This window comes from Xenorhabdus thuongxuanensis, assembly GCF_001908095.1.
Lineage (GTDB): Bacteria > Pseudomonadota > Gammaproteobacteria > Enterobacterales > Enterobacteriaceae > Xenorhabdus > Xenorhabdus thuongxuanensis.
The window spans coordinates 41,657-61,115 of record NZ_MKGR01000011.1 but is presented as its reverse complement, the minus strand read 5'-3'; the positions used below and the strand labels follow the sequence as shown (position 1 = coordinate 61,115).

16 protein-coding genes and 1 CRISPR repeat array are annotated in these 19,459 nt (G+C 43.4%); of the genes, 13 read left to right on the top strand and 3 right to left on the bottom strand.

Features of this window, described 5'->3' with window-relative positions; all coding sequences use genetic code 11:
- Positions 1-45 precede the first annotated feature (45 nt).
- Positions 46-819, top strand: coding sequence for a protein bax (locus tag Xentx_RS09440; RefSeq protein ID WP_074019997.1), 774 nt, complete (start codon positions 46-48; stop codon positions 817-819).
- A gap of 247 nt (positions 820-1,066) precedes the next feature.
- Here Xentx_RS09440 and gntU read toward each other — a convergent pair whose 3' ends face one another.
- The 3 genes from gntU to gntR form a co-directional block, all read right to left on the bottom strand.
- Positions 1,067-2,404, bottom strand: a complete 1,338-nt coding sequence (gene gntU, locus Xentx_RS09435; protein WP_074019996.1) for a gluconate transporter — start codon at positions 2,402-2,404, stop codon at positions 1,067-1,069.
- The gene (gntK, locus tag Xentx_RS09430; protein WP_074019995.1) at positions 2,401-2,958 is read right to left on the bottom strand and encodes a gluconokinase; all 558 of its coding nucleotides are present in this window, start codon (positions 2,956-2,958) and stop codon (positions 2,401-2,403) included. Before gntK ends, gntU begins: the two co-directional genes overlap by 4 nt.
- A gap of 220 nt (positions 2,959-3,178) precedes the next feature.
- The gene (gene gntR / locus Xentx_RS09425) at positions 3,179-4,174 is read right to left on the bottom strand and encodes a gluconate operon transcriptional repressor GntR (RefSeq protein WP_074019994.1); all 996 of its coding nucleotides are present in this window, start codon (positions 4,172-4,174) and stop codon (positions 3,179-3,181) included.
- A gap of 556 nt (positions 4,175-4,730) precedes the next feature.
- Positions 4,731-6,105: a CRISPR direct-repeat array (repeat unit 29 nt; unit sequence GTGTTCCCCGTGAGTACGGGGATAAACCG).
- 761 nt (positions 6,106-6,866) lie between these two features.
- Between gntR and Xentx_RS09420 the strand changes: the two genes are divergently transcribed.
- From Xentx_RS09420 to Xentx_RS09365, 12 genes are all read left to right on the top strand, one after another.
- Complete coding sequence (locus Xentx_RS09420) at positions 6,867-7,262, top strand: bleomycin resistance protein (RefSeq protein ID WP_074019993.1); 396 nt, start codon at positions 6,867-6,869, stop codon at positions 7,260-7,262.
- 53 nt (positions 7,263-7,315) lie between these two features.
- Entirely contained in the window at positions 7,316-10,066 is a 2,751-nt protein-coding gene (locus Xentx_RS09415; RefSeq protein WP_074019992.1) for a CRISPR-associated helicase/endonuclease Cas3, read from the top strand.
- Positions 10,066-11,682, top strand: coding sequence for a type I-E CRISPR-associated protein Cse1/CasA (gene casA / locus Xentx_RS09410; RefSeq protein WP_074019991.1), 1,617 nt, complete (start codon positions 10,066-10,068; stop codon positions 11,680-11,682). Before Xentx_RS09415 ends, casA begins: the two co-directional genes overlap by 1 nt.
- Complete coding sequence (gene casB / locus Xentx_RS09405) at positions 11,675-12,226, top strand: type I-E CRISPR-associated protein Cse2/CasB (protein ID WP_074019990.1); 552 nt, start codon at positions 11,675-11,677, stop codon at positions 12,224-12,226. Before casA ends, casB begins: the two co-directional genes overlap by 8 nt.
- 40 nt (positions 12,227-12,266) lie before the next feature.
- Positions 12,267-13,304 (top strand): type I-E CRISPR-associated protein Cas7/Cse4/CasC, encoded by a 1,038-nt coding sequence (cas7e, locus tag Xentx_RS09400; RefSeq protein ID WP_074019989.1) that lies wholly within the window; start codon positions 12,267-12,269, stop codon positions 13,302-13,304.
- Positions 13,305-13,317: 13 nt separating this feature from the next.
- A complete protein-coding gene (gene cas5e / locus Xentx_RS09395) occupies positions 13,318-14,076 on the top strand; it encodes a type I-E CRISPR-associated protein Cas5/CasD (protein WP_074019988.1) in 759 nt (252 codons plus the stop codon).
- Entirely contained in the window at positions 14,063-14,737 is a 675-nt protein-coding gene (gene cas6e / locus Xentx_RS09390) for a type I-E CRISPR-associated protein Cas6/Cse3/CasE (protein WP_074019987.1), read from the top strand. Before cas5e ends, cas6e begins: the two co-directional genes overlap by 14 nt.
- Entirely contained in the window at positions 14,737-15,657 is a 921-nt protein-coding gene (cas1e, locus tag Xentx_RS09385) for a type I-E CRISPR-associated endonuclease Cas1e (RefSeq protein ID WP_074019986.1), read from the top strand. Before cas6e ends, cas1e begins: the two co-directional genes overlap by 1 nt.
- 2 nt (positions 15,658-15,659) lie before the next feature.
- Entirely contained in the window at positions 15,660-15,953 is a 294-nt protein-coding gene (gene cas2e / locus Xentx_RS09380; protein WP_074019985.1) for a type I-E CRISPR-associated endoribonuclease Cas2e, read from the top strand.
- Positions 15,954-16,149: 196 nt separating this feature from the next.
- Positions 16,150-17,154: a hypothetical protein gene (locus tag Xentx_RS09375; RefSeq protein WP_074020037.1), complete on the top strand. Its 1,005-nt coding sequence runs from the start codon at positions 16,150-16,152 to the stop codon at positions 17,152-17,154.
- On the top strand, positions 17,154-18,305 hold the full coding sequence (locus Xentx_RS09370; RefSeq protein WP_074019984.1) for a BamA/TamA family outer membrane protein: 1,152 nt from the start codon (positions 17,154-17,156) through the stop codon (positions 18,303-18,305). Before Xentx_RS09375 ends, Xentx_RS09370 begins: the two co-directional genes overlap by 1 nt.
- Before the next feature lie 35 nt (positions 18,306-18,340).
- Complete coding sequence (locus tag Xentx_RS09365) at positions 18,341-19,435, top strand: DUF4056 domain-containing protein (RefSeq protein ID WP_074020036.1); 1,095 nt, start codon at positions 18,341-18,343, stop codon at positions 19,433-19,435.
- Positions 19,436-19,459: the final 24 nt, after the last annotated feature.

Sequence of the window (19,459 nt, the reverse complement as noted above, 5' to 3'; positions counted from 1 at the left end):
GTATTCGTCTAATTTTTATCCAGAGTAATAAAAAGAGGAGAAGCAATGCCCTCTCTAATGATGAGGACAAGTGCGGTCTTCGCTTTCTTTATCTCATTAATCTTTACCGGTCTGAGCCATGCCTCGACCAGTACCTCAAAAGTGCAAGAGTATTCTCACGATGGCATGCAAGTAAGTTTGCCTGATTTGCGACAATACCCTTCAGGTACACCTCGGAAGAAAGCGTTTTTAAATATTATTGTCCCTGTAATTGATCAACATAATCAAAAGATTATGCGAGACCGCAAATGGCTCCTGTCACACCAAAAGAATCATCATTGGTCTGTACAGGATAGTAATCGATTGAAAAAGATCTGCATGGATTACAAAATGACCTGCAATTCACCAAAACAGGTCAATTGGAATAATCTGCTAAGTCGGGTTGACATTATTCCCACCCATTTTGTTGCCACTCAGGCAGCGGCTGAATCGGGTTGGGGAACATCAGAACTCGCCAAAAAAAATAATAATTTGTTTGGAATGCGTTGTAGCTCTTGCGGCAAAAAGAAAGGAAAAGTCAAAGGTTATTCAGTTTACCCTACCATTGATGCTTCCGTTATTGCCTATATGAAAAACCTGAATACGCACCGTGCTTATGAGTCACTGCGTTCTTCACGTGCAAAACAGAGAACAACACAGGAACCGCTGAATACCGGTAAGCTGATTGATAATCTCAATGGCTATTCTGAACTGGGATCTAACTATAATCGCTATTTACACCGAGTATTTAATGGCAACAAGAAGCTGATTTCACAGGCTCAGGAATTAGCTATCCAATAACACTCTCCCAACAATCCACTTTGTATTAATTACAAGGTGGATTATTTTTTAGAATCTATTTCTATATTATCTACTGTCAACATTGATAAATTCCATACTATAATTCCCTTCAGAATTACATTCTTTTTCCCAACGATAAATGGTTAACCAGAGCCTAACAAACGTGGATAACATAAGAAATCGTGTAAAACGGCACCTTATGATGGATAAAGTGCCATTAAAAATCTCTTAAAAAAGTTTTAACCTATCACAGCATAGCGAAGTAGATCATACCAACAATCGCGCCGGTTGTGCCGAGAATAGTTTCCATTATCGTCCAGGTTTTCAGGGTTTGCGCTTCTGTCGCACCGGTAAACTTACCGAACAGCCAGAAACCAGAGTCATTCACATGGCTAAGAACCAAGGAGCCGCCGGCAATACATACTGACAACGCCGCCATTTGCGCACCGGAATAGCCCAGTTCGCCAATCACTGGCAGAACCAACCCTACCGTGGTTAAACATGCGACAGTTGCTGATCCCTGGATCACACGTACCGCACCCGACAAAATAAAACACGCCAATGCGATTGGCAGGCCGGCACCGATCAACGCATTACCTAATGCAGACCCAACACCCGAATCCACCAAAACTTGTTTAAATACACCACCCGCGCCAGTTACCAGCAGAATAATTCCCGCAGGTTGAATTGCCGCAGAGCAGATTTCCATGACTTTCTCTTTGCTCATACCACGACGGATCGCCAACCCGTAAATCGCCATCAGACAAGCAAGCAAAATAGCAGTGAAAGGATGACCAAGAAATTCAAGCCAATGGTATAGCGTAGATTGTTGATCAACAAAACGTGCACCAATAGTTTTCAAGCCCACCAATATCAATGGGAATAATACTAATGCCAGGCTGAAACCAAAGGAAGGCATCTGGCTTTTGCCAATACTTGGCGTACTCAGATCTTTGGGTAAATCCAGCGTCACATATTTGCTGATAAAATTACCGTATATCGGGCCCGCCAATAACATGCCGGGAACGGCGGCACTCAGGCCAATGAGGATCATCCAACCAAAATCAGCTCCCATCTGGGAAGCCAGCATCATCGGCGTTGGTCCCGGAACCAAAAACGCTGCTGCTGCCGCAACACCGGCAAACAATGGAAGCGCCAGTTTCACAACATTGCCATTGGTGCGACGCGCAACGGCAAATACCACGCCAATCAACAACACAACTGCCACATCAAAAAACAGTGGCAACGCACAAACAAGTCCGGCAACACCTAATGCATAGTTAGCACGCTTTTCACCAAAGCTACCCAGCAGTTTCACGGCAATCTGGTCAAGAGCACCTGTTTCATGCAGGATTTTGCCAAACATTGCGCCGAGAGCCACAACAATAGCAAGGAAGCCCAACGTACCTGCCATACCGTTTTGCATTGTCTGGGTGATTTTCTCCAGCGGCATACCGGAAAAAATCCCCGCGCCCACAGAAACCAGCATCAAGGCAATAAAAGCGTGTAATCTGGCTTTCATCACCAGAAATAGTAACAGGAGAACAGAGCCGACGGCTGTCAGAACCAGAGTTACAGTACTCATGAATGCCCCTCACTAATACGGTTAATAGATTGGATATGGTCAATAGTTTTAATCGCATTTTTGATGACTTCATCAAGATCAGGTTTGATATCAATGTGATGGACATCCTTTTCATCACTGGTCGGCTCTTCCAGTGTCTCAAATTGAGAGATTAGCATTTGTGGTTTAAAGAAATGCCCCTTGCGTGCTTTCAGGCGGTTCTCGATTAAGCCAAAATCTCCTTTCATATAGAGAAACGACAGGTTTTTATTGCCATCACGCAGCATATCCCGATAGCTTTTTTTCAAGGCGGAACACACAAGCAAGGAAATATGGTTGGTGCGCTGCATAGCAAAAATGGCGTCATTGAGTGCCTTCAGCCATGGCCGACGATCACCATCATTCAAAGCGTAACCCTGTGTCATTTTTGTAATATTGGCACGGGGATGAAGGAAGTCCCCATCCAGAAACGCAGCCCCTAGTTCACGGGCAACACCACTGGCAACTGCGGATTTACCGCTACCTGATACCCCCATCAATACAAAAACGTGGTTTGGCTGTTGGGTATCACTCATATCAAACTCCTTTACACAGATCTTACCGCTTATATATCCATTTGATTTATATTAAAAAATATAAAATTAAATATTACACATTAAATGTTACTGGTAACTTATTACCGGTAACATTAACAACAGAAGAGGATAGTGAGCAATCAATCAGGATCACCAAAAAAGGAAAATGTGAGGCTTATCGCAATTGAAAATGGGAAAACATCATTTTGAGCTACAAAAATTAAACACTTTCACCCAATGAAAGGGTAAACCCAACATCGATCAAAGTTTGTTCCAGCTTCTCTCCTTTCAAGCGAGCGAGCAAGGATTCCGCTGCCTTACGTCCCATTAAGTCACGAGGAGTCAGCACGCTTGCAAGCCTGGGAGTCATTACCTGGCCGACATCATGACCATGAAAGCCAGCTATCGCAATCTCTTCCGGTACTTTAATCCCCTGTCGCTGGCACTCGAAAATCGCCCCTATGGCGATATCATCATTCGTACAAAACAGGCCATCAATTTCAGGATATTTCTGGCAGGATTCCTGCAAAAGCTGCGCGCCTAATGAATAGGAAGAGCTGATTGGTGTCATCATTTTTCTCGGTTGAAGCCCAGCACTGTACATCGCTTTTTCAAACCCTTGTAAACGGATCATTGTTCGCTCGTCTTGCCGTGCACCAAGATAAATAATGTTTTTGCAGCCGCGTTCTATCATCGCCATCGTCATCTGACAAGCCGCTGCGAAATTATCGATTCCGACTGCAATATCAAGGCAAGGCGATACGCTGTCCATCAATTCGACAACGGGTATTCCAACTGTCTGTAACACTTTCAAAGTCTTGGGTGTGTGTGTGCGTTCTGCCAGAATCAAGCCATCAATATTGTAGGAAAGCAAGGAAAGCAAACGTTCTTCTTCTTTCTGGGCAGAATAACTATAGTGGGCGAACATAGTCTGATACCCATTGCGATCAGTCACATGCTCGATGCCACGAATAACCTCAGCAAAGACCTGATTAGTCAATGAGGGAAGCAAAACACCTATCGCACGACTGGTGGAATTGGAAAGAATATCGGGTACTCGGTTGGGGATATAACCTAGTTTCTCCACAGCTTCCGCTATTCGTTTTCCCAACGCTTCAGAAACCTGATCGGGATTACGTAAAAAACGGCTAACCGTCATTTTTGTGACCCCAACGAGGTCGGCAACATCTTGTAAAGCTGGGCGTTTCTTTTTCATTATTTTCAACGTAATGTAATCAGTTATTGATAGGTAGAGAGGAATAACTCGCGGTTTTAACATATTTATACATCATTACAACACGCTTTCTAGTGAAAAATGCTAATACACTCGCATCTCGTTTATAAGCAATTGCTAAAATTGTGATGACTTATACGCTCTTGAATGAATATTCCATCAAGCTTAAGGCATAACTCAATGAATCATACTACTTTGAAAACCATATCCAGCTCCCGCTTTTTAGTTTCCGACTGCATATGCATATACTACAACCAACATACTGGTAGATATCCCCACTGTTCAATGTGACTGAATAATTTTAATGGTTTTATTCTCTTTGTTGTTAAGTTAAGGCCAACTGTTTTTTTTATTATTGCTGCGATGGGAATCTCATTAATTGATAAATAAGAGTTAAAAATACGAATTAAAGGAGATCTGCATCACAGATGGTAAATCAGAAGAATGAAAGGGAAAATTTGACTGATTTTATAGGCTAAAAAATGGTAGGATTTTTCTGCCCTAAAAAGATTTTATAAAACAGATGGGTAGAATTAGAGTGTTCCCCGTGAGTACGGGGATAAACCGTTACATGGATGATATTTACACAGGGAGGTTATGTGTTCCCCGTGAGTACGGGGATAAACCGGAAATAAAATGGCACTCACCGACAAACAGGAAGTGTTCCCCGTGAGTACGGGGATAAACCGCCTCAGAATTAGCCGCGACAAGATTGCTTATGCGTGTTCCCCGTGAGTACGGGGATAAACCGCTCAGGGCTGGTGGGCGTTACGAACGCGGTTCCGTGTTCCCCGTGAGTACGGGGATAAACCGTCGGCATGAACAAGAACATTTCGGAATGGGAGGTGTTCCCCGTGAGTACGGGGATAAACCGAGCGGGATAGTCTAAACAGAATGTTCACGACGGTGTTCCCCGTGAGTACGGGGATAAACCGTTAAAAGAGTGCATGAAAGATGTATCATTACGGTGTTCCCCGTGAGTACGGGGATAAACCATTTGATAAAACCTCAGCGACCATGAGCCAGTCGTGTTCCCCGTGAGTACGGGGATAAACCGATCATACTGGAAAGCGAGCCAGTGGGGAACGAGTGTTCCCCGTGAGTACGGGGATAAACCGGCACTTCTGCAACATTCCAGCGCTGAAAAAATGTGTTCCCCGTGAGTACGGGGATAAACCGTTCAGCGCTAAATCAGTGCTGGCTTATTATGTGTGTTCCCCGTGAGTACGGGGATAAACCTCCTGTCCGGGGAATAAAATATCATTCCCCATACGTGTTCCCCGTGAGTACGGGGATAAACCGGGGGATCTTTTCTTTCTTGTCTTTTGTAATATGTGTTCCCCGTGAGTACGGGGATAAACCGGGAACGTTACCCAGACAGCTATCAAAATAATCGTGTTCCCCGTGAGTACGGGGATAAACCGTAATCTTTCATCGCATTAAAACTACCTTTCAGAGTGTTCCCCGTGAGTACGGGGATAAACCTTCCTTTTATGCGGCGTCTGGGATTTCAAGCGCGTGTTCCCCGTGAGTACGGGGATAAACCGATCTTGATATTGCCCTTGAGGTAGGGATAGTCGTGTTCCCCGTGAGTACGGGGATAAACCGCGTCCTATGCCATCCGACAGCCGCGACACAGGGTGTTCCCCGTGAGTACGGGGATAAACCGCACCGAGGAAATCGGGCAAGGGGTTTGCCTTGGTGTTCCCCGTGAGTACGGGGATAAACCGGCTTGCTCAAAAATCGAATCCTTCTCTAGTTCGTGTTCCCCGTGAGTACGGGGATAAACCGAATAATATCCTCTACAAATGCTCAATTCATATGTGTTCCCCGTGAGTACGGGGATAAACCGGCAGCTTTAATTATAGTTGTATTGTTTTGCCCGTGTTCCCCGTGAGTACGGGGATAAACCGTTATTATTTTCGTTTCTATCTGAGTATCAATCTATGTTCCCCGTAAATACGGGGGATAAATATCGATTCAGATATCTAATTCTATACACCAACATACTTGAATAAATAATAATCTTCCCTAATTCTTTTAAGTTATTTTTTTCTTTTTTGTCTGAAATTGAGAAAAAATTTGGCTTTCTGTAAATATCAACTATACTTTTCAAGATATCACACATACAAAAACACTCATGATAGATAAACTATGAAACGTTATTCACCTGAACAAAATTTAGCTATCCAAGAAAAAATGCCACCACCTCACAACATCAGTGTTTCTTTCCTGGATAAGATAAAGGAAATATTTAAAAGTACATTGTATAATTGGTGCAAAAAGCACTGCTAGTTTCAAACCCAGTTAACTTTTGAAATTCAACTTCAATAAGAAATTAGATACATGAAAAGAAAAACAACCCATAAAAATAAAATATTATTAGATAAAACCACTCAGAAATTGTTACAAGTCACTATAAATAGAACCATCAAAATTTAAATCATTATGATGCTATAGGACTGTTCGCATTATTATGAATGTGATCAATATTCCATATAAGACAAAATATTAGTGATAACACAGTATAAAATAGGGTAAATTCTCCAAATCTGTTGTTAACATAAATTATTTAACTAACTTTTTACCTTACTCTATATTTTAAAATAATATAATCACATAGGAAAACATCTTGAGCATAAGCATTACAACAGAAAAAACTTACTGGAATCGTATGGTGCCAGAACTTACTGTAAGCGATTTTTATGCTTCACTCAATTTCTATCAGAAAATATTGGGTTTCGAAATATTAATCCAACGAGAAGAACCCAGTTTTGTTTATTTGTGCTTAGGTGAGGCACAATTAATGTTGGAAGCTTTTCATGAAAATGGTTGGAATACCGGAGAACTCAATAAACCGTTAGGACGTGGTATTAATTTGCAAATTGAAGTAGATGATGTCTCACCAATTCTGGAAAACATTGTAATTAACAAAATAGAACTTTATCGTCCGCTGGAAGATAATTATTACTGTATAGGCGATACTACTATCTGTCAGAGAGAATTCCTCGTTCAAGATCCAGATGGTTATTTACTTCGATTTAGCCAATATATAGAACACAAAGAATAACACTAACAACTCATTAATGTGATTCGGTTATAATTTTATTTCCACGTAAAAACATGCCTAATTTAATAAATAACTTTAGTTACCTCACACGATATTGGGGCAAAGCCAAAAGAAACCCCTATTCCGAAGAAAACTATCATCTTCTGATCTATCATTGCCTAGATGTTGCCGCAGTAGGTCGATTATTATTGGCACCACACAAAAAATTAACACAAGACCTTGCAAACTTTTTGAAATTATCACCAGAATCATTACAAAACCTGTTTGCATTTTTTCTGGTACTGCATGATATTGGTAAATTTTCCTCTGCATTTCAACAATTATATTCCCAAGAAAATACTGATCTGATTAACCCTGAACAATATTCTCCCTATGATTCCAAATTTTTCAGGCATGATCGGTTAGGGCTATTTTTCTGGAAAAAAATTCAGGGCGACGTATTGTTTGCTTTAGTGGAAGATGATGGCCTGCAATTCAGTGAAGATAAACAAAAGAAACAAGCACTGAAAACGTTAATGATTTTGATGCAGTGTATGCTCGGTCATCATGGTAAACCCATTGATGATGCTGATTGGAACGCAATTAACGATTTTACTGAGCCCCAAAATGTTGTCGATGCAACGGCATTTACCTATGATCTACTGATGCTTTTTCAACCTCGTCTGCCACTGGCAAAATTACTTTCAAAAGAGTGGCAACACAACCTGAAACAGGTGAGTTGGCAACTTGCCGGTATTGTAGTACTGGCTGACTGGATAGGCTCTGACTGTTATCATTTTCGTTATCAAACCAAAGCGCTTCCGTTAGCGGAATATTGGCAGCTTACCCAAAAGCAAGCCCAAGTTGCCTTGAATGGCATTGATTTCCATAACACCCCCGTAATATCGCCTTACACTTCTATTCAGGAGTATTACCAATTTTCGCCAACCCCATTACAAAAATGGGCGGAGAAAGTCCCGATTGATGACTCCCCACAACTTTTTATTCTGGAAGATGTTACAGGAGCAGGCAAAACAGAAGCTGCCCTTGCTTTGACCCATCGCTTAATGCAAACCGGTACTGCAAACGGTTTCTATTTTGGTCTGCCAACAATGGCAACTTCCAACGCTATGTTTGGCCGAATCGCTAAACACTACCATCGTATGTTTGATACGGAAAACGGCAACCTGCCCAGTATCATTCTCGCTCACGGTGCACGTGAAATGAATGACAATTTCCGTGACATTATCCTGACCTCTGAACATAACGATAGTGATTACACCAGAGACGATAGCACCGCGACAGCACAGTGCCACCGATGGCTAGCAGATTCTAACAAAAAGGCGCTGTTGGCATCGGTGGGCATAGGTACTATCGATCAGGCATTGCTTGCAGTTTTACCGAGAAAATACCAGTCACTTCGATTGATTGGATTAAATCGCAAGGTTTTGATCTTTGACGAGATACACGCCGCAGATGAATACATGTTTGCATTACTGGAAAGCTTATTAAGTCTGCACCTGCACCAGGGTGGCTCTGTGGTATTACTGACTGCCACGCTCTCCTTAAAACAGCGCCAACGGCTAGTGGATATCTGGCTATCTGCCGGCGGAATCCCGCCACAAAAATTGCAGAAAACGGCCTTTCCATTGGCAACCCATGTCACGTTAAACCCAGAAAATCCGCTTATTGAAACTCCCTTGCGCAGTCGCCCAGATGTTAGCCGTACCGTCACGGTAAAAACCGTGAATCATCTGAATGAATGTGTACAAATCGCTCTGGACGCCGCTCAAAATGGGCAATGTGTGGTTTGGGTTCGTAACTCAGTGGATGATGCACTCCATGCTTTCCGACTGATTCAGTCACAAATGGAACAACCGGAAAATTGCCTGTTATTCCACAGCCGCTTTATTTTGTATGACCGAAAAATGCTCGAAGATCGTGTGCTGGCAATATTTGGTAAAGAGAGTAAGCAGAAAGACCGACAAGGAAAGATCCTGATTACAACGCAGGTCTTTCAAGAAAGTCTTGATGCTGATACTGATGTGATGCTCTCCGATATCTGCCCGATTGATGACTTGATTCAGCGGGTCGGTCGCCTGCACCGCCATACCCGCAACACAAATGGCGAATATAAGCCAGGCATTATCGATAGCCGATCTGCGCCTAAATTATACCTCCACGCACCAGAATGGGATGACCAACCTAACGCTGATTGGCTGAGTAAAGATTTCCGCAATACTCAATATGTTTATCGTTCAGCCGGACGTTTATGGCTTGGCTTGCGCGAACTACTACGCCTAGGTGCTATTCGTATGCCTGCTGAGGCTCGAACCTTGATCGAAGCCGTTTACGGTGAAGACACTGATGAACAAATCCCTGATGCACTCAAATACAAAGATGATGAAACAATCGCGGAAGGGAGGAGCAAAGACGCCGTAGCACGATCACAAGCCCTGCAATGGCAACGCTATGAATATAGTAAACGCAGTGCCCGCGGCTGGTATGACGATGACTGCGATATCAGCACCCGATTTAGTGATATCGAAACGGTAAGTGTGCTGCTCGTCAAACTGACCGAAAACGGCGAATTGATACCGTGGGTAGAGGATGAAAAATTTCCTGTCCAATTAAGTATCGTCAAAATTTCAAAAAACAAATTTGCCGATAAGCTACAACCCGTACCAGAGTCTCTTTCTCAAGCAGTAGAACAGTTACAGGATAAATTCAAATCCGTCAAATACCTGCAAATCTGGCTACCAGAGAGAGACCCTCATTTTACTTATGATCCCAACATTGGTTTTTATCCTAAGCAGGAGGCGTAATGAACCTCGTTAAAGATGCATGGCTGACTTTTAGCATGAGAAATGGCAGCGAGAAAAAACTGCCACTGACAGCAATCGGTGATCCTGCCGTTGTCGATTTTGCCCTGCCGAGGGCTGATTTTCAGGGAGCTGCTTATCAGTTAGCAATTGGCTTGCTGCAAACGGTTTTTGCCCCTGAAGATGAAGACGAATGGCAGGAATTTTATCAACAAGCTCCTACACAAGCTGACTTACAGACTGCATTTAACCGAGCAGAACATGCTTTTAATTTGTCAGGAGCTGGTTCTCTGTTTATGCAGGATTTTGATCCGTTAGCTGAAAGAAAGTCCACCAGCATTTCAGGATTATTGATTGAATCGCCTGGTGAAAAAACGTTGAAGGATAATACTGACCACTTTATAAAACGCAGCCAATGTGAAGTCATTTCCCCTGAAATGGCCGCTATTGCGCTATTCACATTACAGATTAATGCCCCTGCTGGCGGTGTTGGACATCGAGTGGGGTTACGGGGAGGCGGCCCACTAACAACCTTGATTCAGCCACAAGAATTGGATGCTTCACTATGGCAAAAACTTTGGCTTAATGTCATCAATCGGGAACTTTGGTCTTACCCAGATCCTGATCTCAATAGTCCAGACGTTTTTCCATGGCTGGGTAAAACTCATATCAGCCAAAAAGCAGGGACAGAAATTTACGCACATAATGTCCATGAGCTGCATATGTATTGGGCAATGCCACGGCGAATTCGTCTGGAGATAGACGATAAGCCAGCTATTTGCCAATTAACGGGGCAAGCAACTCACCAATCCGTTTCTGGCTATCGTACCCAAAACTATGGCAACAACTATTCTGGTACTTGGCAACATCCCTTAACTCCTTATCGATGGAACCCTAAAAAACCGGATGAAGAGCACCTTTCCGTCAAAGGGCAGCCCGGTGGCATTACCTACAAGATCTGGGATAGCCTGACTTTTTCCGATGATAAACATGGTCAACAAGTAGCTCAGGTTATCGACCATTTTAACCAGCTCAATGATTATTTTGTGGACGAACAAAGTTCCACTCCACGGTTGTGGGTTTTTGGTTATGATATGGATAATATGAAAGCCCGCGGTTGGTACTCCACCAGCCTGCCTCTATTCTCCATGCCGATTGAAAAGAAAGATGCTATTTTCCGGCGCGTCAAAACACTACAAAACCTCTCTGTCAATGCGTTGGCTCAGTGTCGTACCCAGATCAAAAGCGCATGGTTCCATCGCCCGAATGAGATAAAAGGCGATATATCATTTATTGATGCTACCTTCTACCAACGAACCCGAGCTGCCTTCTTTAAAGCTGTACAACAAATTGTCAGCAGCCAGCATAAAGCGTCTTCCCTATCCACTGAAGACGCTAAAACCTGGCTCTACCAACTCAGAAATACCTGCTTTGATCTCTTTGATGAATTTGTACTGTCAGAAGATACCGATCCCAAAAAATTACTAGAAAAAATCGAGGCACGGCAAATTCTTACCAAGTGGCTGATGGGTTCTAAAGATATCAAGTCATTTATGGCAGAGCACAATATAGAAACCAAATCATCCAAGAACACGAAGAAGGAGGTTATCAATGACTAATCTAAGCGAAGGTCGTTTACTGCGCTGGTGGGAAAGCATATTTTTATCTCCCGAAGAATTGAAGGAAAAAGAGATTCCTCCTGCACCAACGCTCTACAAGGCTCAATTAAAACGTTGCCAGGATATTGATGCGGTAACTTTCACCGAAGGTTTTCGGGCATTATGGTTCAGTTTGCCTGAAGATATCACCAAAGAAGCTGAACAAAAAACCGTTACGCTATGGAAGATGATTGCCGTCACTCTGGTGTATGTCAAAACTAATACCACTACCAATCTGGCTACCTCAGCAGGCACTAAAACAGAAAATGACAAGCCCATTGTCAGTACTCATCGCTTTGCTCAATTACAGGCAGCTAAAACTCCCGATGAATTTATTATGCGTTTGCGGCGCATCCTGCAACAACTGAAAGGCCAGGTTTCCGTCTTGTCTCTCGCCAAAGATATTGAACAGTGGATGTGGGAATACCACCATCCAAGAGCATATCAAGCCAATAAACGCCTTTGTGTGCAATGGGCAATGGATTATTACAAAGCCGCTAAATAACCCTAACAATTAATCATTTTTAATCTATAAGGAATTTTAAATGAGCCAATTCATTCAGCTACATCTGTTAACTTCCTACCCTCCTGCTAACCTGAACCGTGACGATCTCGGACGTCCTAAAACCGCCAGAATGGGCGGAGCTGAGAGATTAAGAATCAGCTCTCAAAGTTTGAAGCGCCATTGGCGAATCTCTGATCTGTTTCAGGATGCTCTCACAGAGCACCTTGGTTTTCGTACCAAACGTTTTGGATTCCAGGTTTATCAACACTTACTTAATGGAGGAGTTAAAGAAAAACAAGCTACTGAATGGGCTACTGTTATTGCTGAAGTATTTGGCAAAAATAAAAAAGATGAGCCTCTGGAAATCGAACAACTGGCTCATATTAGCCCGGCAGAAAAAGAGGCTACCTTTTCATTGGTCGATAAACTCATCGCCGAAAATCGCGCACCAACCAAAGAAGAATTGAACCTACTGAGCAAAGAAAAAACGGCAGTAGATATTGCACTATTTGGCCGTATGCTGGCATCCAGCCCCGCTTATAATATAGAAGCAGCCTGTCAGGTTGCTCATGCTATCAGTGTTCACAGTGTCGCCGTGGAAGATGACTATTTTACCGCTGTAGACGATCTCAACGCCGGCAAAAGTGATTCCGGTTCAGCTCATATTGGCGAAACCGGCTTTGCGGCTGCCCTGTTCTACAGCTATATCTGCATTAACAAATCTTTGTTAATCGAAAATCTGTCTGGCAATGAAGCACTGGCGAACAAAGCCATCGCTGCCCTGACAGAAGCCGCTATTAAAATCGCCCCATCCGGCAAACAAAACAGTTTCGGCTCACGCGCCTATGCCAGCTATGTGTTGGCGGAAAAGGGAGAATATCAGCCTCGTTCTCTGTCTGTTGCGTTTTTAAAACCCATTGATAGCGAAGATCAGGCAACCGATGCCATCAAGGCGTTAGAAAATCAGAGGAAAAACTTCGATAACGTTTATGGCGCTTGCGCTGACACGCTCTATGAAATCAATGCCGTCACAGGTGAAGGTAGTTTTACTGAACTACTTCAATTCATCACTAAGTAAATAAGGGGCCAATATGCAGACTTACTTGGTCTTTCGCTTATACGGGGCACTAGCCAGTTGGGGGGTGGAAGCAGTCGGTGAAAGCCGTCCGACCGACACTTATCCAAGCCGCTCGGCTATCTTAGGGCTATTAGGTGCAACATTGGGTATCCGGCGTGACGATGAAACACAACTTGTGGCATTGCAGCAGGGTATCAAAATCGCCATCAAACAGATCGTTTCCGGTTTATTGATGCGGGATTACCATACCGCCCAAGTCCCCTCGCAAGAGAAAAAACAGGCTCATCTGACCCGTAAAAGTGAGTTACGTGATAAATCCAAATTAAACACGATATTGTCTTCACGCGATTACCTTGCTGATGGCGTGTGGATTATCGCAATTTCATTGACCGAACAGGCCAATTTCACACTTTCGGCTTTGCGTGATGCGCTGCTAAAACCCGTTTTTACGCTGAGCCTTGGACGAAAATCCTGCCCTCTTGCGCTTCCAATGATGCCGCAATTGGCAGAATATTCGTCATTAAAAGCAGCTCTCGATACGTCTTTTCCTCCCTTACCTCATCAGTCAGAAAAGTCCAATCACTACTGGCAGCGTAATCATGATGTCGTGAGCTATTTCTGGGAAGGAGATGAAGGCGAGATCACAATCCCTGATACGACAATACTGACTCATCAACGTTGGGATGAGCCACTATCACGCAGCCGCTGGCAGTTTACGCAACGCACGATGCACCAGTTATCGACTGTGGAGGGAACACATGTATCTGTCTAAAGTTACCTTGCACCCTTCGGTTTATCATATGCAAGCACCGTTACGAAAACAGACGAAAAATGATGTCTATGCTTCCCACCAACTCTTGTGGCAACTGTTTACAGAACAAGAAGAGCGCAATTTCCTGTTCAGGCAAGAGATGAGCTTAAGTGGCAGACCTGAATTTTTTGTGTTGTCCACAACTACACCGATAGCCAATTCCCCGCGGTTCCAGATTCAGACCAAACCTTTTATTCCTCAATTATATAATGGCCAAAAACTGGCATTCAAACTCCGCGCGAACCCCACTGTTTGCATCACAAATAAAGATTCAGGCAAACAGCTTCGCCACGACGTATTGATGCATGCCAAGCTCCAGGCAAGACATTCTGGTAGCTCAGATGAAATCGAATCAGTAATGACGCAAGCCGCCCAAGCCTGGATACAAGATGAAAAACGACTGGCTAATTGGGGGATTCGCTTTGACTTCGCCCCAGATATTGAACGTTATACCCAACATCGCAGCTTCAAAGCTTCTGGCCAGAAGGTGGCATTTTCCAGCGTGGATTTTCAGGGCGTGCTCACTTTGTCAGATAGCAAACTTTTCTTTGAGCAATACCAGAAAGGGTTTGGCAGGGCAAAATCCTTTGGTTGTGGACTAATGCTGATAAGGGCACTGTAATGGCATTTATTCCATTAAAGCCCATTCCCATCAAGGACAGAAATTCGATGATCTTTATCGGCATGGGGCGTATTGATGTTAAAGATAATGCGTTTGTTGTGATTGATGAAGTCAATGGTGAACGTATGCATATTCCCGTTGGTTCTCTCGCCTGCATTATGCTGGAGCCGGGCACCCGCATTAGCCATGCTGCGGTAAAACTGGCTGCTACTACCGGAACATTGCTTATTTGGGTGGGGGAAGCGGGTGTCAGGCTCTATTCCGTAGGACAACCAGGAGGTGCGCGTTCAGACCGACTGCTTTACCAGTCCAAGCTGGCACTGGATGAAGATTTAAGGCTCAAAGTTGTCCGCAAAATGTTTGAATTGCGCTTTGGTGAGCCTGCTCCCCAAAAACGCAATGTTGAACAACTTAGGGGCATTGAGGGCGCTCGTGTCAGGAAAACCTATCAAATATTGGCAAAACAGTATGGGGTAAAATGGCATGGGCGCAATTACGATCATACGGATTGGGATAAAGGTGACCTGATCAATCGCTGTATTAGTGCAGCAACCTCTTGCTTATATGGAGTGACTGAGGCAGCCATTCTGGCTGCTGGCTATGCACCTGCCATTGGTTTTCTGCATACCGGCAAACCCTTGTCATTTGTCTATGATATTGCGGATATCTTGAAGTTTGATACTGTCGTGCCTATTGCGTTTAAAGTCGCGGCCACCAATAGCATTGCTCCTGACAGGCAAGTCAGAATTGCTTGTCGCGAGAAATTCAGGACAGACAAAATTCTGAAACGTCTTATTCCCTTAATTGAAGAAGTACTTGCGGCAGGCGAAATTTCCCCGCCACCTCCTCCTGCTGATGCACAACCTCCCGCCATTCCTGAACCAGTATCTATCGGTGACATTGGGCACAGGAGCCAGTAAAGATGAGTATGACGGTGGTCGTAACAGAAGCCGTTCCTCCTCGATTACGGGGACGTCTGGCTATTTGGTTACTGGAAATACGAGCAGGGGTTTATGTGGGTAATATCTCTCATAAAATCAGGGAGATGATTTGGCAACAAATCACAGAACTAACCGAAGATGGAAATGCCGTTATGGCATGGCAGACCAACACCGAATCTGGATTTGATTTTCAAACCTTTGGTGAAAACCGAAGGGAGCCGCTAGATTTTGATGGACTGCGTTTAGTGAAATTTAAACCACTTTCTGAAGATTAGTTTTTAATTATTCTTACTACATATTGGGGAGGTAAAACTCGTTCTATTTGACGATAAAACAAACAAATACTCCAGATCTTACGATCTTTCATCTATAGGCATAATTCGGTAATGATTGCCAAAAAGAGCTATGATAATCTTCCGCCTTCAGTTCATTTTGCATGCAATCAAAAATAATGAGGAAGCGTATTCACTTATGAACTTCACTAACACCAGCAAATTGTTAGCTGCTACTTTATGTCTCACTGCCTCATATAGCTATGCAGACAGTGAGAGTCCACTTTTTTCATTGACCGTATCCGAATCAGGCGTTCAACAAACGAATAATGACGGTAGCTTATCTCAAACGACCAAATCGGGATCTCGTATTCTGCCAATTTGGGGTGATGCCGCACGAGCAAAAGGCTACGACCTGCCTGAACCGTTTGGCGCTAGTTATGGTTATATGAATCTGCGGCAGGATGTTGTTGTAGATAGCATTAAATTTGTTTTTTCCAACCCAATGTTTAAACCTTTTGAATCAAAAACTATTATTAACACTGGTAAAACCCGAGAAAAAAGCGAATCACATATGCTTAAATTAGATACTTGGGTTTTTCCTTTCTTAAACGTTTATGGTCTATATGGGAAAACTAGAGGCACATCAAAAACCATTTTAGATGGCATTTATTTAGACGATAATCCAAACATGCTAGAAGATGGTTCTGTTCCTTTTGAGCTCAATTTTAAAGGAAATACTTATGGTGCGGGTTTTACTTTAGCAGGTGGCTATAACCAGTTCTTTGCTGCCTTAGATACTAATTATACACGTACCAATCTAGACATTTTAGATGGTGCTCTCAATGCACTAGTTATAAGTCCTAGAATTGGTTATGAGTTCATATTTACCCCATTATTTGATGGTCACGGAAATACAAAAGTCCAAATATGGGCTGGAGGTATGTATCAAGATATTACCCAGCGTTTTAAAGGCAATGTTAGCAGCCTCAAAAACATGCCTACTGAAATCTCTAATTGGATTGAATTAATGAATATGATTTCACCTACTGACATCAAATTCGACGTCAAACAACACCTTGCCCATAAGTGGAACAATACTGTTGGAGCACGTGTCGAAATCACCCGTAATTTCAATATTCTGTCAGAAGTCGGTTTCGGCAACCGTAACAGCTTCTTTATCTCCGGTGAGTTCCGCTTTTAATGTTTAACCTTACAATATTCAAAAGGCTGGTCATTTCCAGCCTGTTTATTTTTACCATTTCATCGGCACACGCTGATATCCTGCCTGATCAGCAAAAAATTGATGGTTGGTTAAACCAATTAGGTGGCAGCAACCATTTTGATGAGCGCAAAAAAATTGACTGGGGCGTATTACCCGGTCCTTTCTACACCCCTGAAATGGGCATGGGGATTGGTGTTGCCGTGGTCGGCCTGTACCGCCCTGACCATTTAGACTACATTAGCCAAAACTCTTCATTAGGACTCAGTGGTTTTAGTTCATCTACCGGCGCGTTTGGCCTGAATTTTACTAATTACAATTTTCTTGCCAATGACCAATGGCGGTTCTTCGTTTCCGGCACACTGAATAACACGCCAACTTACTATTGGGGTAAAGGTTATCGTGCCGGTAAGAATGACAGCAACAAAGAGAAGTACCGTTCTCAGGAATTTGCTATTCACCCACGCCTACTCTATCGCATCACTAACGCTACCTATATAGGATTAGGCTGGAATTTTTCATCTGTCAATGCCAGTGATCCAGATAGCGGCGCCAAACGGTATTTTGCACAGTCTATCGGTGGTCGTTCCGTGATAAGTTCTGGTGTCAGTGCCCATTTCAGTTATGACACGCGGGATTTTTTGCCCAATGCGAGGCACGGACAGACATTTGAGATCATTTATACCTATTTTTCCCCTGAATTGGGCAGTGATCACCGTTTCCATACCACCCAACTTCAGTTCTCGACCTATTACCAGCTATCTGAAAAGACAGTTTTGGCCTTTGATAACTATGCCCGTTTCAGCGCAGGTGATGTACCGTGGAACCAGCTATCACTGCTTGGTAACGGCCAGCGGATGCGCGGATATTATGAAGGACGCTACCGTGACAACAATATCTTCACAACACAATTAGAGTTACGGCACAAACTTGACTGGCGCCACGGTGTGGTCGGTTGGATCGGCACCGGCACGTTGGGAGATTCCCCTTCACAGTTGGGAAGCAAACATTGGCTTCCTTCTGTTGGTGTTGGCTATCGTTTTGAGTTTAAGCCACGCATGAATGTCAGATTAGATTTTGGTGTCGGCAAGGGCAGCACTGGGTTCTATTTTCAGGTTGGGGAAGCGTTTTGAGATTATTAGTTACACTCTGCCTCTGTTTTTTACTGATGGCATGCCAAAATCAACCACAATCTGTTAATCCGGTAAAACCTGTCCTTATCAGTGATACCCATGAACAATCACAGCAAAATTGGGATGCATTGTCCCCCATTGCCCCACCAGAAGGTTTAAGAGCCTGCTGTGCTTTCGGCTATAACCTTAAAACCCAACTCTGGAATATCCCCATTCCCTTCTACGACATCGACAATATCGTAGAAGCTAAGAAACTGGGTGAGCATCACTACAATGACAGTGTTATTGGTGCCAGTGCCGCCTTGTTGGGAGTAAGCAATGAAAAAGTTGGTCTGCTCTATACTCATCAGGGAGGGTTTATTGATATTTCCCATGTAAGGGATACCGCAGATTATACGCTTTATCTGTTTAGCCAGATTTACGCGCATCTTGGTCAAGAGTGGAAATTAACCCTGAATAATGAACTTGCCGCACGTAAAATTCATTTTTTTGCTTTTACACCACCGGAAGAACCTGCTGAACGCTATACACTAAGTGCCTATTTGGCGGTTAAACTCGCTTTTCAGCTTGCTGCCTGGCATGAAATAGCGCAATGGTATGGCTATCAATCAGTCCCTGGATTTTCAGAAGGCATTTCGGCTTTTTCTCCGGAAGATCTCTATTCCAACCTGTTGGGTGCACGGTTGGCTCTGACACTGATTCTGGAAGGCCATGCTTCTTCTGTAACACAGTTCTCGGACTCAATGGCTAAGATCTTGCCGATAGCTTTGCATGAACTTGGGGATTATCCTAAATCAGGCACAAAGGAGATGTTTGATAGCGTAGATGGTTTATGGTGGAACAGTTATCAACGCATTCCAGAAAAGTTTTTAGTACTGCACCGGAATTATGATATCCAAGACAACCGCTATCCATTAATGCCTTTCGGTAAAGAGAACTTTGCCCTGCGCCTGTCTCTGCCTGAGCACTATCAGCATTTTTCGTTGGATAAACTGGCTGAATTTCAACTATGGCCAACCAATGAGATGAAAAACCTGCCTGTTCCAAAGCAATATTGGACAGTAAAAGATTTTAAAATACTGGCGGAAAATGCCCAACGGGAAGATAAGAGACAACTACTCATTAAATAATCACCCAACCTGAATTGCGTACTT

What these genes read in the sequence shown, in the direction of transcription:
- gntK (WP_074019995.1), bottom strand. Translation starts at nt 2,958, where the DNA reads ATGAGTGATACCCAACAGCCAAACCACGTTTTTGTATTGATGGGGGTA.
- gntU (WP_074019996.1), bottom strand. Translation starts at nt 2,404, where the DNA reads ATGAGTACTGTAACTCTGGTTCTGACAGCCGTCGGCTCTGTTCTCCTG.
- cas1e (WP_074019986.1), top strand. Translation starts at nt 14,737, where the DNA reads ATGGCATTTATTCCATTAAAGCCCATTCCCATCAAGGACAGAAATTCG.
- Xentx_RS09365 (WP_074020036.1), top strand. Translation starts at nt 18,341, where the DNA reads ATGGCATGCCAAAATCAACCACAATCTGTTAATCCGGTAAAACCTGTC.
- Xentx_RS09420 (WP_074019993.1), top strand. Translation starts at nt 6,867, where the DNA reads ATGGTGCCAGAACTTACTGTAAGCGATTTTTATGCTTCACTCAATTTC.
- Xentx_RS09440 (WP_074019997.1), top strand. Translation starts at nt 46, where the DNA reads ATGCCCTCTCTAATGATGAGGACAAGTGCGGTCTTCGCTTTCTTTATC.
- Xentx_RS09415 (WP_074019992.1), top strand. Translation starts at nt 7,316, where the DNA reads ATGCCTAATTTAATAAATAACTTTAGTTACCTCACACGATATTGGGGC.
- gntR (WP_074019994.1), bottom strand. Translation starts at nt 4,174, where the DNA reads ATGAAAAAGAAACGCCCAGCTTTACAAGATGTTGCCGACCTCGTTGGG.
- cas2e (WP_074019985.1), top strand. Translation starts at nt 15,660, where the DNA reads ATGAGTATGACGGTGGTCGTAACAGAAGCCGTTCCTCCTCGATTACGG.
- casB (WP_074019990.1), top strand. Translation starts at nt 11,675, where the DNA reads ATGACTAATCTAAGCGAAGGTCGTTTACTGCGCTGGTGGGAAAGCATA.
- cas7e (WP_074019989.1), top strand. Translation starts at nt 12,267, where the DNA reads ATGAGCCAATTCATTCAGCTACATCTGTTAACTTCCTACCCTCCTGCT.
- Xentx_RS09370 (WP_074019984.1), top strand. Translation starts at nt 17,154, where the DNA reads ATGTTTAACCTTACAATATTCAAAAGGCTGGTCATTTCCAGCCTGTTT.
- casA (WP_074019991.1), top strand. Translation starts at nt 10,066, where the DNA reads ATGAACCTCGTTAAAGATGCATGGCTGACTTTTAGCATGAGAAATGGC.
- cas5e (WP_074019988.1), top strand. Translation starts at nt 13,318, where the DNA reads ATGCAGACTTACTTGGTCTTTCGCTTATACGGGGCACTAGCCAGTTGG.
- cas6e (WP_074019987.1), top strand. Translation starts at nt 14,063, where the DNA reads ATGTATCTGTCTAAAGTTACCTTGCACCCTTCGGTTTATCATATGCAA.
- Xentx_RS09375 (WP_074020037.1), top strand. Translation starts at nt 16,150, where the DNA reads ATGAACTTCACTAACACCAGCAAATTGTTAGCTGCTACTTTATGTCTC.